The organism is Marinomonas sp. TI.3.20 (assembly GCF_038155025.1).
GTDB lineage: Bacteria > Pseudomonadota > Gammaproteobacteria > Pseudomonadales > Marinomonadaceae > Marinomonas > Marinomonas flavescens.
The window spans coordinates 22,515-37,426 of sequence record NZ_JBAKAS010000016.1 but is presented as its reverse complement, the minus strand read 5'-3'; the positions used below and the strand labels follow the sequence as shown (position 1 = coordinate 37,426).

Annotated in this window: 14 protein-coding genes; 3 read left to right on the top strand and 11 right to left on the bottom strand. The window is 42.0% G+C overall.

Annotated features, from left to right (window positions below; translation table 11 throughout):
- Positions 1-203: 203 nt before the first annotated feature.
- Both zntR and V6259_RS15115 read left to right on the top strand, forming a co-directional pair.
- Positions 204-656, top strand: coding sequence for a Zn(2+)-responsive transcriptional regulator (gene zntR, locus V6259_RS15120; protein ID WP_133012780.1), 453 nt, complete (start codon positions 204-206; stop codon positions 654-656).
- Positions 656-1,789, top strand: coding sequence for an SO_0444 family Cu/Zn efflux transporter (locus tag V6259_RS15115; RefSeq protein WP_341585225.1), 1,134 nt, complete (start codon positions 656-658; stop codon positions 1,787-1,789). The genes zntR and V6259_RS15115 overlap by 1 nt, the downstream gene beginning before the upstream one ends.
- A 77-nt stretch (positions 1,790-1,866) precedes the next feature.
- Here V6259_RS15115 and V6259_RS15110 read toward each other — a convergent pair whose 3' ends face one another.
- The 3 genes from V6259_RS15110 to V6259_RS15100 form a co-directional block, all read right to left on the bottom strand.
- Entirely contained in the window at positions 1,867-2,466 is a 600-nt protein-coding gene (locus V6259_RS15110) for a YitT family protein (protein WP_133012782.1), read from the bottom strand.
- Between the two features lie 307 nt (positions 2,467-2,773).
- Positions 2,774-5,053, bottom strand: a complete 2,280-nt coding sequence (locus V6259_RS15105; protein WP_341585223.1) for a YgiQ family radical SAM protein — start codon at positions 5,051-5,053, stop codon at positions 2,774-2,776.
- A gap of 148 nt (positions 5,054-5,201) precedes the next feature.
- On the bottom strand, positions 5,202-5,864 hold the full coding sequence (locus V6259_RS15100; RefSeq protein WP_240537136.1) for a thiopurine S-methyltransferase: 663 nt from the start codon (positions 5,862-5,864) through the stop codon (positions 5,202-5,204).
- 157 nt (positions 5,865-6,021) lie between these two features.
- Here V6259_RS15100 and V6259_RS15095 point away from each other — a divergent pair, with 157 nt between their 5' ends.
- Complete coding sequence (locus tag V6259_RS15095) at positions 6,022-6,174, top strand: DUF2496 domain-containing protein (RefSeq protein WP_341585221.1); 153 nt, start codon at positions 6,022-6,024, stop codon at positions 6,172-6,174.
- Here the strand turns inward: V6259_RS15095 and V6259_RS15090 are convergent.
- From V6259_RS15090 to V6259_RS15055, 8 genes are all read right to left on the bottom strand, one after another.
- Entirely contained in the window at positions 6,171-7,277 is a 1,107-nt protein-coding gene (locus tag V6259_RS15090) for an enoyl-CoA hydratase/isomerase family protein (RefSeq protein ID WP_341585219.1), read from the bottom strand. The genes V6259_RS15095 and V6259_RS15090 overlap by 4 nt on opposite strands.
- Before the next feature lie 207 nt (positions 7,278-7,484).
- Complete coding sequence (der, locus tag V6259_RS15085; protein ID WP_133012786.1) at positions 7,485-8,822, bottom strand: ribosome biogenesis GTPase Der; 1,338 nt, start codon at positions 8,820-8,822, stop codon at positions 7,485-7,487.
- A gap of 89 nt (positions 8,823-8,911) precedes the next feature.
- Positions 8,912-10,045 carry an outer membrane protein assembly factor BamB gene (gene bamB / locus V6259_RS15080; RefSeq protein WP_341585217.1) on the bottom strand — a complete coding sequence of 378 codons (1,134 nt, stop codon included), beginning with the start codon at positions 10,043-10,045 and terminating at the stop codon, positions 8,912-8,914.
- Between the two features lie 2 nt (positions 10,046-10,047).
- Positions 10,048-10,689 carry a YfgM family protein gene (locus V6259_RS15075; protein WP_133012788.1) on the bottom strand — a complete coding sequence of 214 codons (642 nt, stop codon included), beginning with the start codon at positions 10,687-10,689 and terminating at the stop codon, positions 10,048-10,050.
- Positions 10,690-10,729: 40 nt separating this feature from the next.
- Entirely contained in the window at positions 10,730-12,013 is a 1,284-nt protein-coding gene (hisS, locus tag V6259_RS15070; RefSeq protein ID WP_341585216.1) for a histidine--tRNA ligase, read from the bottom strand.
- A gap of 9 nt (positions 12,014-12,022) precedes the next feature.
- On the bottom strand, positions 12,023-13,135 hold the full coding sequence (gene ispG / locus V6259_RS15065; RefSeq protein WP_341585214.1) for a flavodoxin-dependent (E)-4-hydroxy-3-methylbut-2-enyl-diphosphate synthase: 1,113 nt from the start codon (positions 13,133-13,135) through the stop codon (positions 12,023-12,025).
- A gap of 8 nt (positions 13,136-13,143) precedes the next feature.
- Positions 13,144-14,172 (bottom strand): RodZ domain-containing protein, encoded by a 1,029-nt coding sequence (locus V6259_RS15060; protein ID WP_341585213.1) that lies wholly within the window; start codon positions 14,170-14,172, stop codon positions 13,144-13,146.
- 1 nt (position 14,173) lies between these two features.
- Positions 14,174-14,902: a tetratricopeptide repeat protein gene (locus tag V6259_RS15055; RefSeq protein ID WP_341585211.1), complete on the bottom strand. Its 729-nt coding sequence runs from the start codon at positions 14,900-14,902 to the stop codon at positions 14,174-14,176.
- Positions 14,903-14,912 lie beyond the last annotated feature (10 nt).

The following is a 14,912-nucleotide window of genomic DNA, read 5'->3' as shown; positions in this document are numbered from 1 at the left end:
TAATCTATTTCGCTAGTAACTCGCTCATCAATGAACAATTTCTAAACACCTTTCTAGAGTCTACCTCGCTTTAACTACAACTTTCTATCCTACTATTGGCTCAATATACAAATTAAAACAATACTAGCGTTATATCTTGACCTTAGACCAACATCCAAGGTTTATACTGGCGTTAAATCTTATTCAAAACAGAGGGACACAAAATGTATCGTATTGGGGAACTCGCTAAAGCCTTCGATGTAAAAAATGATACGTTAAGATTCTATGAAAAACATGGACTGCTAACACCATCAAGTCGCTCTGACTCTGGCTATAGAATGTATTCTGAAGAAGACAAACAAATATTGTCTTTTATTCTACGCGCCAAAACCGTTGGCTTTAGTTTAGCGGATATCCATGAGCTTCTTTCTATTGAAGTTGATAAAGCGAACAGCGCTTGTGCAGACGTCAAAGTCGTTGTTGATGCAAAATTAGCAGAAGTAGAAACTAAAATGGCAGAGCTTAATCACTTCCAGAAATCGTTAAAACGGTTATCTAATGCTTGCTGCGGAGGCTCGGAAAGTGCCGCGGACTGTACCATTCTTGAAGCATTGGCATCTGATGTTAATAACATCCACCCAGAGCAACACCATCATCTTAACAAGGAGCGATTCTAATGGATTTTTTACAGCATTTTTCCACCTTGTTTTTAGAGTCCGCCCCTTGGTTACTACTGGGTTTTATTTTAGCAGGCATGCTTAAAGTCTTTGTTCCGATGGGCTGGATGAATAAGCAACTCGGAGGTCACGGCCTTAAGTCGGTAGTAAAAGCCGCTATTTTTGGCGCTCCGCTACCTTTGTGCTCTTGTGGCGTTATTCCCGCCGCAGTTGGTCTGCGTCGAGCTGGCGCATCAAAAGCAGCGACCACCTCGTTCTTGGTGTCCACACCAGAAACCGGCATAGATTCCATTACTGTCTCATATGTACTGCTAGGCCCTTTTATGGCCATTGTCCGACCGATTGCAGCGATAGGCAGCGCTATTTTTGCGGGCCTGCTTGTTGGTAAAGATGAAAAGGAGATAAAAACAACGACATCTTATGCCCCTGAAACATCTTCTTGCTGTGGCTCAGCGAGTAAAGCGCCAGAAGCAACTTCATGCTGTGGCTCAGCAATTAAATCGTCAGAAACATCTTGTTGTGGAAGCAGCCAAGCACCAACAAAGACAACATCGGTAGTGAGTAAAATTCGCTCTGGATTAGTATACGCCGGGACAGAATTAGTCGAGGACACCGCTTTATGGCTATTAGTTGGTTTGGCCTTTGCTGCGCTAGTGCAAACCTATATTCCTGATGGCTTTCTTGCCTCTTGGGGAAATGGCTTGCTAGCAATGCTTGTTATGGTGGTTATTTCTATCCCTATGTACATTTGTGCTACTGCCTCTACTCCAATTGCCGCCGGCTTGCTGCTGGCTGGCGTTGCTCCAGGCGCAGTACTTGTTTTCATGATGGCAGGCCCTGCTACCAACATAGCCACCTTAGGTGTGGTTGCAAAAGAGTTAGGGAAAAAAGCATTAATTGGCTATTTAACGGGAGTGCTAGGCGGAGCGTTATTTTTTGGTTTCTTGGTTGATTTCTTAGTTACCAAATTTCATATCTCTGTAGTGCCACAAATAGGCCCTGATCTTACTCTTTTACCAAGCTGGGTTTCTTTGTCTACCGGTGTTTTACTTGCTCTGTTAATTGTTGTTTCAATTACGAAGCAACTTACTGCCAAGTTAAGTAACAAGCACTCTCACCAGCATAACCATTAAACTTTTAGTTACTTCTGAATTTAGGCTAAGCCAATAAGCACATCTGTACGCTTATTGGCTTTTATAACTAAAGAACATTAAGCCACTTTAATTTCTTTGGCTTGTGCCCATTTTGGAGGACGGTGGTATCGGCCAACAACGGAACTCAAGAAAGCGAAGGCTAATAATGAATAACCAATACTCTCTGCATTTAAAGTAAATATCGCCACTAAAAAAACCAACAAATCCGCCACCAGGGTTGTCTTGCTTGCATGGATACCGTAATGACGCTCTAGATAAACCGATAAGATATTTAGCCCTCCTAAAGACGCATTGTGTCGAAAAAGAATAATTAAGCCAAAACCCACCAACAAGCCGCCCAAAGTACCAGATAAAATAGGGTTCATATTAATCGACACATAATGTCTCATTAATTCTGAAAAAATCGACAATAAGCTAATACTAATAAATGTGTTAATGGTGAAATCTCGACCTAACGTACGCCAAGCAAGAATATAGAAAGGGGTATTGAGCAAAAAGAATAATTGCCCAAAAGAGAGATCTGTAAATTGCCTTAAAATCATGCCAATTCCAGCAGTGCCACTAATAAGTAACCCTGAAGAATTAAGAATATGGATGCCCAAAGCAACCAGCAAGCAACCTTCAATAATAGAAAGCCAACGGTGTGTTACGTTCATGATAAGTCCTCGGTGCCGCATTAACTTTTGATTAACTACGGAATATCTATCGTTCGCTTCTTATGAAAGCGCTTAACGTAAGCTAGATCATAACTTAACGTTTAAACAAAACGTATGCATAACACATACCAAAATTGATGGCCGTATTATCCATAAAACGCACTATTTATCACTCTATTTGCTTCATCAAAAAGCGTTCGCCCTTTATCGTGCCACTTCAGTGCACTTACACGCTAAACCCGAGCCCAATAAAAAACCCGTAATAACCTAGCTATTACGGGTTTATAAACACTGTTTTATAGATTCGTTAGCGAGATTTCACCTTCGATTTACCACGTTTCGCTGGAGTGGTATTTGTGGGTGATGACCCTGCTCGGGATGGCGCACTACCACTTTTTTTCGAAGGCTTGCTAGATTTACGACGAGCTTTATCCAAAGCAACATTCTTTTCCAACGTTGGACGGTTTGACGTATGCGAAGCGCCTGTTTGCTGGCCTGGTTTCGGTTTTATTGGGCGACGATGCATCTGCTTATCTTTATCTTCTGATGGCACTAACTTGTTCTCCCCCTCTCCAATAAGATCCGTTCGCCCCATTTTTGTTAACGTATTTCGTAAATCTTGCCAATTATTTTGATCATGGTAACGCAAGAAACCTTTTTGAACCGTGCGCTGTTTATAGTCTTTCGGCGTATAAACATCTTCACTTTTATAAGTGACTGGTTTTAGCGGGTTCTTACCTGAATGATACATAGCCGTTGCTAAAGACATTGGTGACGGATAGAAAGTCTGAACCTGATCAGGTTTGAAGTCATTGGTTTTTAACCAAAGCGCCAAATTCATCATATCTTCGTCTGAACTACCTGGGTGAGCGGCAATAAAGTAAGGAATCAAATGCTGCTTTTTACCCGCTTCTTTAGAGTACTTATCAAACATTCGCTTGAAACGTTCGTAGCTTCCCATCCCCGGCTTCATCATCTTAGAAAGAGTGTCTTTCTCAGAATGCTCAGGAGCAATTTTCAATAATCCACCAACATGATGGGTGACCAACTCACGGACATACTCAGGGTCTTCTACCGCCAAGTCATAACGTAGGCCAGAAGCAATAGAAACGGTATGAATACCTTCTACTGCTCGTGTTTTACGGTATAGCTGCGTCGTAGGACTGTGATCCGTGTTCAAGTTAGAACAAATCGTTGGGTATACACAAGAGAGCTTACGGCAAGAAGCTTGAACCTCATCGTCGTTGCAGTTTAGCGTGTACATATTCGATGTTGGGCCACCTAAATCGGAAATATGCCCAGTAAAGCCCGGTACTTTCGCTTTAATATCTTCTATCTCGTTTAGGATAGATTCATGGGAGCGACTCTGGATAACTCGACCTTCATGTTCGGTAATCGAACAAAATGTACAACCACCAAAACAACCTCGCATAATATTGATCGAGGTTTTAATCATGTCATAAGCTGGAATTCGTGCTTTTTTGTATTTTGGGTGTGGCACTCGCGCATAAGGTAAATCAAACACGCCGTCCATTTCTGGTGTTTCCAATGGAATTGGCGGTGGGTTAACCCAAATTTCTTTTTTACCATGCTTTTGAATCAAAGCGCGCGCATTATGCGGGTTGGATTCAAGGTGCAAAATACGTGATGTGTGAGCATATAGAACAGGGTCTTTGGATACCTTTTCAAAAGAAGGTAAGCGTACATAGGTTTTTTCTGGATCAAGCTTTTCACCACGACGTAACGGCGCAGGAATCACTCGGATCGGCATCACATCAGGGTCTTCTTGACTCTCTTTTGTCTGGCATTTACCTTCTGGAATGTATTCGTAAGGACTGTAGATTTGATCGACCTTACCCGGCCAATCAACCCGCGTAGAATCAATTTCTGTATAGCCGCCAGGCGGTGTATCACGAACAATAGTCGTTCCACGAATGCCAGTTAGCTCTTTTATACTTTTACCCATTGCCACCTGATGAGTGACTTCTAACATGGCACGTTCGGCGTTGCCATAAAGCAAGATATCAGCGGTAGAATCTATAAGAACCGAACGTCTAACTTCATCGCTCCAGTAGTCATATTGAGCGATACGACGCAAGCTCGCTTCAATACCACCGATCATCACAGGCACATCATGGAAAGCTTCTTTACAACGCTGGGAATACACAATAACAGCGCGGTCTGGTCGTTTTCCACCCACACCATAAGGCGTGTAGGCATCGTCGTTTCGGACCTTAAGATCCGCGGTGTAACGGTTAATCAAGGAATCCATGTTCCCTGCTGTCACCCCAAAATATAAATTAGGTCGACCTAAGCGCATGAAATCATCAGTATTACGCCAATCTGGCTGGTCAATAATACCAACGCGATAACCTTTTGCTTCCAGTAAACGCCCTAAGACCGCCATACCAAAACTTGGATGATCCACATAGGCATCTCCTGTGACAATGATAACATCACAGCTATCCCAGCCAAGTAGATCCATCTCTTCACGAGTAGTCGGTAAAAAAGGAGAAACACCATAACACTCAGCCCAATAATCTGGGTATGAGAAAAGGTTAATGGCGGTTTTATGTCGTTTGGTCATTGGCAGCTCTTGGTATCGACGTAACCACGGTGACATCTCGAAATGTGCGTTACGAAGATACATTGGTTATCGGGTGAATTTTTCGGCATTATCCCAGAAAATCACTCAGGTATACAGAGCCAATATGTAAAGCCTCTTTGCTGTCACTTTAAACAGAAGGAATATGCCAAATACTTTCCTCGAAAAAAACATAATCCATGTCTTTATAATACGCATTCGTTTGTACGAGGTCTTCCGAAGCAATTTTTTGAATACGAGGTCCCCACAAGCCGGTAATATCTTCATGTGCCACTGAAAATGGTGGACCTTGTTTGTCGCCGTCATAACGCAATGAAACTAACAATACAAAAGCCGATGGCGAGAGCAGAGAAAGCGTATGAGACACATACTCTTCACGTTTTTCTGATGGCATAGCCACCATAGCGGCACGATCATAGCAAGCATCAAACCCTTTCTTTGAAAACATAAAGAAATCCCCCTCAACAATCCTTAACGACAAACCTTCAACGGTATGGATTTTGAGATCACCTTCCTCATGAGTGCTATAAACAAGATCATTATCACCAAGAAACTGAATCACAGCCAATGAAGATAATTCAACACCGGTAACTTGGTAACCTTGTTCAGCTAACCAAATCATATCGTTTGATTTGCCACACAAAGGAACTAACACATGACTACCTTTCGGTAAGTCTGGCCAATAATCAATAAGGCGAGGATTAATTCCTTCTTTATGAAAACCTATTCGACCCGTTTTCCAACGATCTAACCAAAATTCGTTTGTAATCACACCGACCTCATTAAGCATCATTTTCTCTCTATCCTAGGCGAATATTAGAACTTGTCGCCAATCATTATATCCTCGACAATAGGTTCTAGCAGATACGTTAGCTTAAACCTAACAAATAACATTGATCTAGGCTTCTACTTTTACACCTTAAATACGACACTTTTTATACGGAAAAATTATGTCTTTAGAAAACGCTCCAGAGCACGTCAAGCTAGCAATTGATCTAATTGCACTCCTTGAAGATAACAAAATTGATAATCAGGTCGCAATTGACGCATTAACACTGGCGTTACATGATTTCCAAGCAAAAATGAGTCAAGAAAAAACCTAACTATCCTGCGACACAGAGCTTGTTGTCGTATTAAAAAAAGTGGTGATTCGATCTTTAGGAACGTCAGAAATACGCGCGTACTGCCATTTTGGCAACCTGTCTTTATCCACAAGTAAAGCACGAACCCCTTCTCTAAAATCCCCCTGTAAACAGCACTGCACCGATAACTGTAATTCATGCATAAAAACAGATTCAAGCGTTTTGCCTTTCGCCCAATCCAGCTGCTCCAAAATTAAATGTGCAGACAAAGGACTTCCTGCTAAGAAGGTATTCTTTGCTTTATCCATTGCTGAGCACTCAGGCAGATAAGACAACATCGCGGCATAAATATTATCAATACTGCCTGACATTAATGCAGATACCGTTGATTGCAATGCTGTAAGCTCTGGTTTCAAAAGTGGCAATTCATCAGATTGAGAGAACGTAAACAGGGCTTGTTCAATAATAGACCCAACCTTTTTAGGGTCTAATTCAGGCATATGGGCTCGCGCAAAAAAATCAATAATATTATTTCTATCTTGTGCCATAACATAGTGAGTCGCCAACCCAATCTCACAAGCGTCTGTCGCCGTAACCTGATACCCAGTCAGCGCAATAAAACGCGCAATGGCCGTATCTTCTAACTGATTTAAGAAATAGCTTGCGCCCACATCAGGATAGAGACCAATACTAATTTCTGGCATGGCAAGCTTGCTCGATGGCGTGACTATTCGATAGCGTGATGCCATCATTAATCCCATACCACCCCCCATAACATAACCATCCCCCCAGCAAATAACAGGCTTAGGAAAACGGTGCAAGGCATAGTCTAGAGCGTACTCTTCCTCAAAGTAACGTTGCGCAAAGTCAGTATTGATAGGGGCTTCTAAGCTGTTATAGACATCAATGACATTGCCGCCAGCACAAAATGCTTTATCTCCCGCTCCCTCCAGCCAAATAGCCACAACAGACTGATCCATTCGCCAGACTTCAAGCTGACTAAGCATTGCCTCAACCATATCAAGACTGAGTGCATTTAAGGCTGAGGGTTGATTCAGTCGAATAACGCCTAACTTATAGTTTTCCGCAAATGGACAGATTTCATATTCAATATGGCTAGCCACAAAACTCTCCTTTTTATTTTTATATGCTTTATGAAAATTACGCTAAGGTTTATTCGCAAGCAATATCTCAATTGTCATATAAGACAAAAGTAGAATTATCAACTGAGTAAATCACTCTATTTATTCCACAATAGTGAATTTTCAAGACAAAAAAACCCCACCACTCGAGTGATGAGGTTTTTTGTTAACCCTGTTAACTATTTGCGCCTATTTCTTAGGAGCATATGGGTTATCAGAGGACTTAAATTCAAACGAAATCGGTGTTCCCGTGATATTTAATATCGTACGGAACTTGTTCTCTAGATACTTTTTATAACTACCAGGAATCGAATCTGTTTGGTTACCATGCACCACTATTCTTGGTGGATTTGAACCACCTTGGTGAGCATAACGAAGTTTAATGCGACGACTATTAACCATCGGCGGCTGATGCTCATTAACGGCATCTTCAAGAATTCGGGTTAAGCGATTCGTTGACCATTTCGCATAGCAAGATTCGTACGTTGCTTCTATCGTATCGTATAGATTACCAACATCCGTTCCATGCAACGCTGAAATGTAATGAACTTTAGCATAAGGCACAAAACCCAAACGGCGCTCGATTTCGCTCTTGATGTGCTCTCGCTCATCTTTCGCCAAACCGTCCCACTTATTCACAGCAATGACGACACCACGACCGGCATCTAACACATAGCCTATCATATGAAGATCTTGCTCAACTAAATCCTCATGGGAGTCAATCACAACAATCACAACATTCGCGTCTTGAATCGCTTGCAGTGTTTTAACAATAGAGAATTTTTCGACGACTTCTTTTACATGTTTACGACGTCGTACACCGGCAGTATCAATCAGGGTGTATTCTTTTTCATTACGAATGTAAGGAATATAAACACTATCACGCGTTGTACCAGGCATGTCATAAACCACGACTCGATCTTCACCAAGCATACGGTTAACTAGAGTCGACTTGCCCACATTGGGACGTCCAACAACCCCAATACGAATACCACGCGAACCTAGCTGAATCTGGCTTTTTGCCTCTGCGACTTGTTCCGCGAAAGGCAACATAACCTTATCAATTAAGATATGTACACCTTTACCATGAGCCGCTGCTATAGGCAGTAACTCTCCAAGTCCCAATGAATAAAAATCAGATAAAGCAATATCTTCATTGATACCATCTGTCTTGTTTACAACAAGATAAATAGGCTTATTCGCACGACGTAAATGATTCGCAATCATTTCATCGGCAGGGTTAAGGCCATGTCGACCATCCACTAAAAACAGCACAGCATCCGCTTCTTCTATTGCTAAAAGAGACTGGCGCGCCATTTTTTCGTCAATGCCTTCTTCATCGCCACTAATACCACCAGTATCAATAACAATAAATTCATGTTCACCTGCTTTACCATCGCCGTATTTACGGTCGCGAGTCAAACCTGGATAATCAGCAACCAAGGCATCTCGTGTTCGTGTAAGACGATTAAAAAGGGTCGACTTTCCAACATTGGGTCTACCTACCAATGCAATAACTGGGATCATTTTTTTACCTATAAAAATACAAAGCGGCCACCACCCCTTTCGGGAATGGCAGCCTCTTTAAAATCGCTAAAAGAGAAATCGTTTCGATTTCAATAGCTCAATGCGGTGACATCTGAGTCCGGTGTCAATATAAATAGCTTTTTACCATCCGCTACCATACGACTCCCTGGAGCAACATCATCGTTCGCGATATCACGGCCTTCTACTATACCCGTTTTTAGGTCAAGTAGATGGACATAACCACCACGATCCATCACCGCAACATAATCTCTAAAAAACTCGGGGGTAATCAAATCACGATTCACTAGTGTTTTGTTTTCCCATACTTCTGAGCCATTTTTGGCATTTAAAGCAATAACATTGCTATTCAAATCAACAATAACAAGTAAATCATTCCTTATTGCAACACCCACATCACTTGGGATACTGCGCTGCCAAATAGGGTTGCCTTTTTGTAAGGACAATGCGACCACTGTGCCATTATAAGCAGCAGCATAAACCACACCATCTTTTACTACGAGTCGACCATCGACATCACTTAGTCGCTCAATCTCATAGCGGCCTTCTGGTTTACCAACGGCATATGACCAAATCTGTTTTCCGGTTTGCAAATTATAAGCATTAACTTTGCCATCCGCAAAACCAGCCAGAACTTTACCATCAACAATAATAGGCGCACTTGTACCACGCACAGTTAATGCTGGCAAATCCTCTTTTGCTCGCCACAATATATGACCGTCTTTTGCGTCTAAAACATTCAACCATCCATCAGCAGTTTGCACGGCTAACTTTCCATCAAAATAAGCAGGTTCAGATAGCACTTCAGAGCTAAGCGCCTGAGTCCATTCCACTGCCTTTTTCTTTAATGAAACAGCGACAAGTTGTCCGTCATAGGTGCCAAAATAAACATTATCACCACTACGAGTAACCCCCGCACTAGGTTTATATTTGGTTTCGATATGAATAACTTCATCACCATTTTTTTGCGATAACTGATAAACCGAACCAACTCGAGTAACAAAGAATAAAGAACCATCTTGTGCCACCAAGTTATAACGTTCACTCGTCTCACCAAAATTACCATCAACTCCCGTACGCCATGCCTTCCCTAAATCCACTTCACTTTTGATAGGAGATGGATCAGGTAGTGCGGGACGAGAACTAGAGCACCCTTGGAGCATTAAAACAGCTAGCAAAACACCGGTAAGAAGCGACTTATTCATAATCAACCTTTAACCAAGTCCTTAAGTTTAATATCTAGCAAAGGATGCTTAACGTTAGCGCCCAACGCTTCACTGGCCTTTTGATAGGCTACTCGCGCTTCATCGCGCTTACCTTGTTGAAGATAAATGTCTCCAGCAAGCTCTTGACGTTGTGCAAGAAACTCAGCTGACTTTACTTTATCTAATCGAGCTAGAGCAGCTTTGTAGTCTTGTTTTTGAATTAATAACTTTGTGATGCGCAAATTTGCAATGGCAATAAATGACTGATCTTTGGTTTGCTTAATCGCCTCATCAAGATCCGTTATCGCAGTATCGTAATTGCCTTTCTGCGCATCAAGACGAGCTAAAAACAACTTACCAAACATCGCATATCCAGTATCGTCGTAATCATCTGTCAGCTGTTTAGCGATAAAAGAAACGGTTTTTTGATTATTTTCTTTTGATAAATCCGCCGCCGCTTCAATCATATTTTGATAAAGGGCAGACGCTTGACTAAGATGATTGGCTTGGCTTCTTTGCCATGCTTGCCAACCAAAATAACCACCTACAGAAATGGCAATAATAATCACTAGAATAGTGCCGTTTTTTTTCCACCACTCTTTAAACGCTTCGATTTGTTCTTCTTCAGTCTTTAATTCAGACACTTATTATTCCTCGCTCAAGATGCCTTTAGTGGCGCAACACTTAATTCAATTGTAATTTAGCACTAACACAGTTAGCGATTTCAGAAATCTCGCAAGATTCTTGATCACCCGTTTGCATATCTTTCACCTGACAAACACCGCCATCCACTTCCTCTTGACCAAGAATCAACGTCAAGCGAGCGCCAGAGTTATTTGCTTTTTTCATCTGACTTTTGAAATTACCACCACCACAGTGGCGTAAAATAGTAACACCTTTCATTTCAGATCGTAGTTTTTCAGCCAGTACAGTAGAAGCCAGTTCAGCTTCATCGCCCAAGCTTACAACAAATACATCGGTAGAGGCTTTCGCTTCCTCAGGAATAAGTTCAAGCGTTTCTAACAGTAATACAAGACGCTCGATCCCCATCGCAAAGCCAACACCTGGCGTGGACTTACCACCTAATTGCTCAACCAAACCATCATAACGTCCACCCGCACAAATCGTAGCTTGAGAACCAAGATGAGAGGTAACCCATTCAAAGACGGTTTTACCATAATAATCAAGACCACGCACAAGGCGATGATTAATTACAAATGGCACGTCATTAGCCGTCAAAATTGCTTGCACGCGATCAAAGTGTGCTTGTGACTCTTCACCAATAAATTCTTCTAGGCTTGGTGCATTATCTAGTACAGTTTGTGTCGCTTCGTCTTTAGAATCCAAAATACGCAGTGGGTTAGTTCCTAAACGGCGCTGACTGTCTTCGTCTAATTGGTCTTTAAACCCTGTTAAATAATCTACTAAGGCGGCTTTATACGTTTCGCGTTCAGACGCTAAACCAATCGTATTCAGCTGTAACTCAACATGCTCTAACAAACCCAGTTTTTTCCACAAACGCGCGGTTAAAACAATCAGCTCAGCGTCTACATCGGCACTCGCCATACCAAAAGCTTCAACACCAATTTGGTGAAACTGACGGTAGCGCCCTTTTTGCGGACGCTCATAGCGAAACATTGGACCTGTGTACCACAAACGCTGCACTTGGTTAAACAATAAACCGGCTTGATCCGCGGCACGCACACAACTTGCGGTCCCTTCTGGACGCAAGGTTAATGATTCGCCATTGCGATCTTCAAAGGTGTACATTTCTTTTTCAACGATGTCTGTCGTTTCACCCACACCACGTTTAAATAGATCGGTGTTTTCAACAATCGGAAAGCGAATCTGTTGATAGCCATAAGACTTCACAACATCAGCCACTGTACTTTCTAAATATTGCCAAATAGAAGACTGGCCTGGAAGAATGTCATTCATTCCTCGGATAGCTTGAATTTTACGAGCCACTACAATTCCTTAAATTTTAGCGATGATGTTCGCCATCTCACGATCTTTAATTTCGGCTTTCTGACGGATCATTTTTTCAAGACCGTCAACCAATGTTTCATTTTTAAATTTGCTGTGTGGTTTGCCATCCAAATACACTAGGTTATTTGGCGAACCACCCGCAAGACCAATGTCCGCTTCTTTCGCTTCACCCGGTCCATTTACCACACAACCAATCACAGCAACATCCATTGGAACAACGATATCTTCTAATCGCTCTTCTAGTTGATTCATGGTTTTGATCACATCAAAATTTTGACGAGAGCAGCTTGGGCAAGCAATAAAGTTAATGCCTCGATTACGCAATTTAAGACTGCGTAACATATCCCAACCTACTTTTATTTCCTGCACAGGATCAGCAGCAAGTGAAACACGCAATGTATCACCAATACCATCCATCAACAAAAGGCCGAGACCAATAGAAGACTTAACAGTGCCAGAGCGCAAACCACCTGCTTCAGTAATACCTAGATGCAAAGGGTTATCAATTTGATTGGCAATTTTTCGATACGCTTCAACCGTCATAAAAATGTCAGAGGCCTTAAGGCTTAACTTATATTCATGAAAGTCCAATTCATCAAAGTACTGAATCTGACGAAACGCGGATTCAACCAAAGCGTCTGATGTTGGTTCACCGTATTTTTTCTGTAGATCTTTTTCTAACGAGCCGGCATTCACGCCGATTCGAATTGGGATATTTTTATCTCTCGCGCAATCAACTACCGCTCGAACTCGGTCTTTATTACCGATATTACCCGGGTTAATTCGTAAGCAATCTACCCCGTACTCTGCCACTTTAAGCGCAATTTTATAATCAAAATGGATATCAGCAACGAGTGGTACAGAAACTTGTTTGCGAATCTCCTTAAATGCTTCAGCAGCATCCATGGAAGGAATCGAGACTCGAACAATATCGCCACCAGCATCAGCAATGGCTCTTATTTGGGCGACAGTGGCGTCCACATCACACGTTTCAGTATTCGTCATGCTTTGCACACTAATGGGAGCGCCGCCACCAACAGGCACATTCCCCACCATAATTTGACGTGATTGACGACGTTTTATTGGCGATTCAAAATGCATAATTCTCTCTACTTGAGCTCGAAGCGAGCCAGATCTTTATGGGTATATGAAGAAAAGTCGTAGACTTCACCTTTAAATTTAAACGAGGAGACACCGCGAGCATAACCAAGAACAACACGGTAAGGTGCCGTGCCAGTTAATTCTAGTTTACTACCCGCTGTTTTCACCCCTGAATACAGAATTTTACCGCTGCCGTCGCGAACTTCAGTCCAACAGTCCGCATCGAACGTTACATCGATGTCATTGCTATAAAGAGGTGTTTTGGGTGTGATCGTTGCGCTATCTTCAGGGATTTCTTTTGTCGCTTCTTCAACTTTTTTAGGGTTAACACCCGCTTTTTCTAAAATGGCGATTGTCTCAGCTGAAAGCCCTGTGGTCACCCCATCTTCTTTCGTTGGCTTATCATCAGCTGACGTGATTGCATCGGCTGGAGTGATTGCATCGGCTGGAGTGATTGTATCGGCGGCCTGATTTGCAACAACAGTATTAGTTGAATCACTAGGCTGAGCAGGAGCAGTGCTCAGAATCGGTGTTTGATCTGTCGACACTGCATCATTTGATTTCGCTTGATTCGCTGATGATTGCTTATCGATAACCGCAGAGTTATTACTTGAAAACGTTGGCCACCAGAATGCTAAAAATATCAGTACGGCAATAATTACCACAGAAATAAGAATCACGAACGGATCGCCAAAGCCTGCTTGTTTATTGACCACTTTATCAACAGGTTTGATGTTTGATTCCGTACTCAATGTTGCGGCTAATGCATCGAATTTTTTCAACACGTCGTTTGCATTTATTTCAAGCAGACGGCAATAACCCTTCAGGTAACCCCTAGCAAATGTAGCAGACCTAAAGTAATTAAAACGATTGTCTTCAAGCGCCATAACTTGATCAATTGGTATTTTTAATTCACTAGCGACCTGCCTTTCATCTAGGTTTCGCTTAATTCGAGCGGCTTGTAACGTTTTGCCAATATCAATTTTTTCTGGATCACTGTCGTTGAAAGAAACATCCGTTTGAAATTCAGTTGTCATGTCAATACCTTGAGCTATCCAGACATATTGAAGTGCTCGCGGATGAATATATTGTAAGGTCAGTCTCGCGTGCGATAACCTGCCGCGACAGACAGTTATATTCATCAAAATACGACATATTTTGCGTATTTTTAGTTTCAGCCTGGATATTATTTAAAATGAGGCGAGCCCTACTAAGGTTACCCTGTATTAAAACAAGATTAAGCTCTGTCATCAAACCAATAAGAGGTAAATCAGCAATTTCTTTTGCTCGATTTAGATCCTTTGAAGCGTTTTTTACGTCATCTTGACGCATCCTACATCGAGATAGATTAATCCATACTGATTGCCTTGCTGAGAGACCCTCCATCGAAGCCTTCTGAAAAACGTCACACGCCTCAACCCACTGTTTTCTTTGCCCTAAAAGAACCCCTAAATTGTTCAGTAGAAAATCATCTTTAGGGTATCGCTTTAAAGCTTGAAGGTGGATCTCTAGCGCTTCATCCTCATTTTCAACACTCAACCAGTATAAGCTAAGCAATCGCCAATACTCTCGATTGCGATCTTTATCTTCAATCTGATCTAGCTGAGACTTTGTTAAGTTTAACTGGCCAAGTAGAAGATGAGTTTGTGCGAGAGATAATCTTTTTTGATTTGAGTAATGTCGAGTGTTCTGGCTGACAGGCTGGTAAGCACAAGCAGACATTAGCAATGAGGCGATAAATATCACTATAACGCTGTATTTTTTCATAAAGACATCC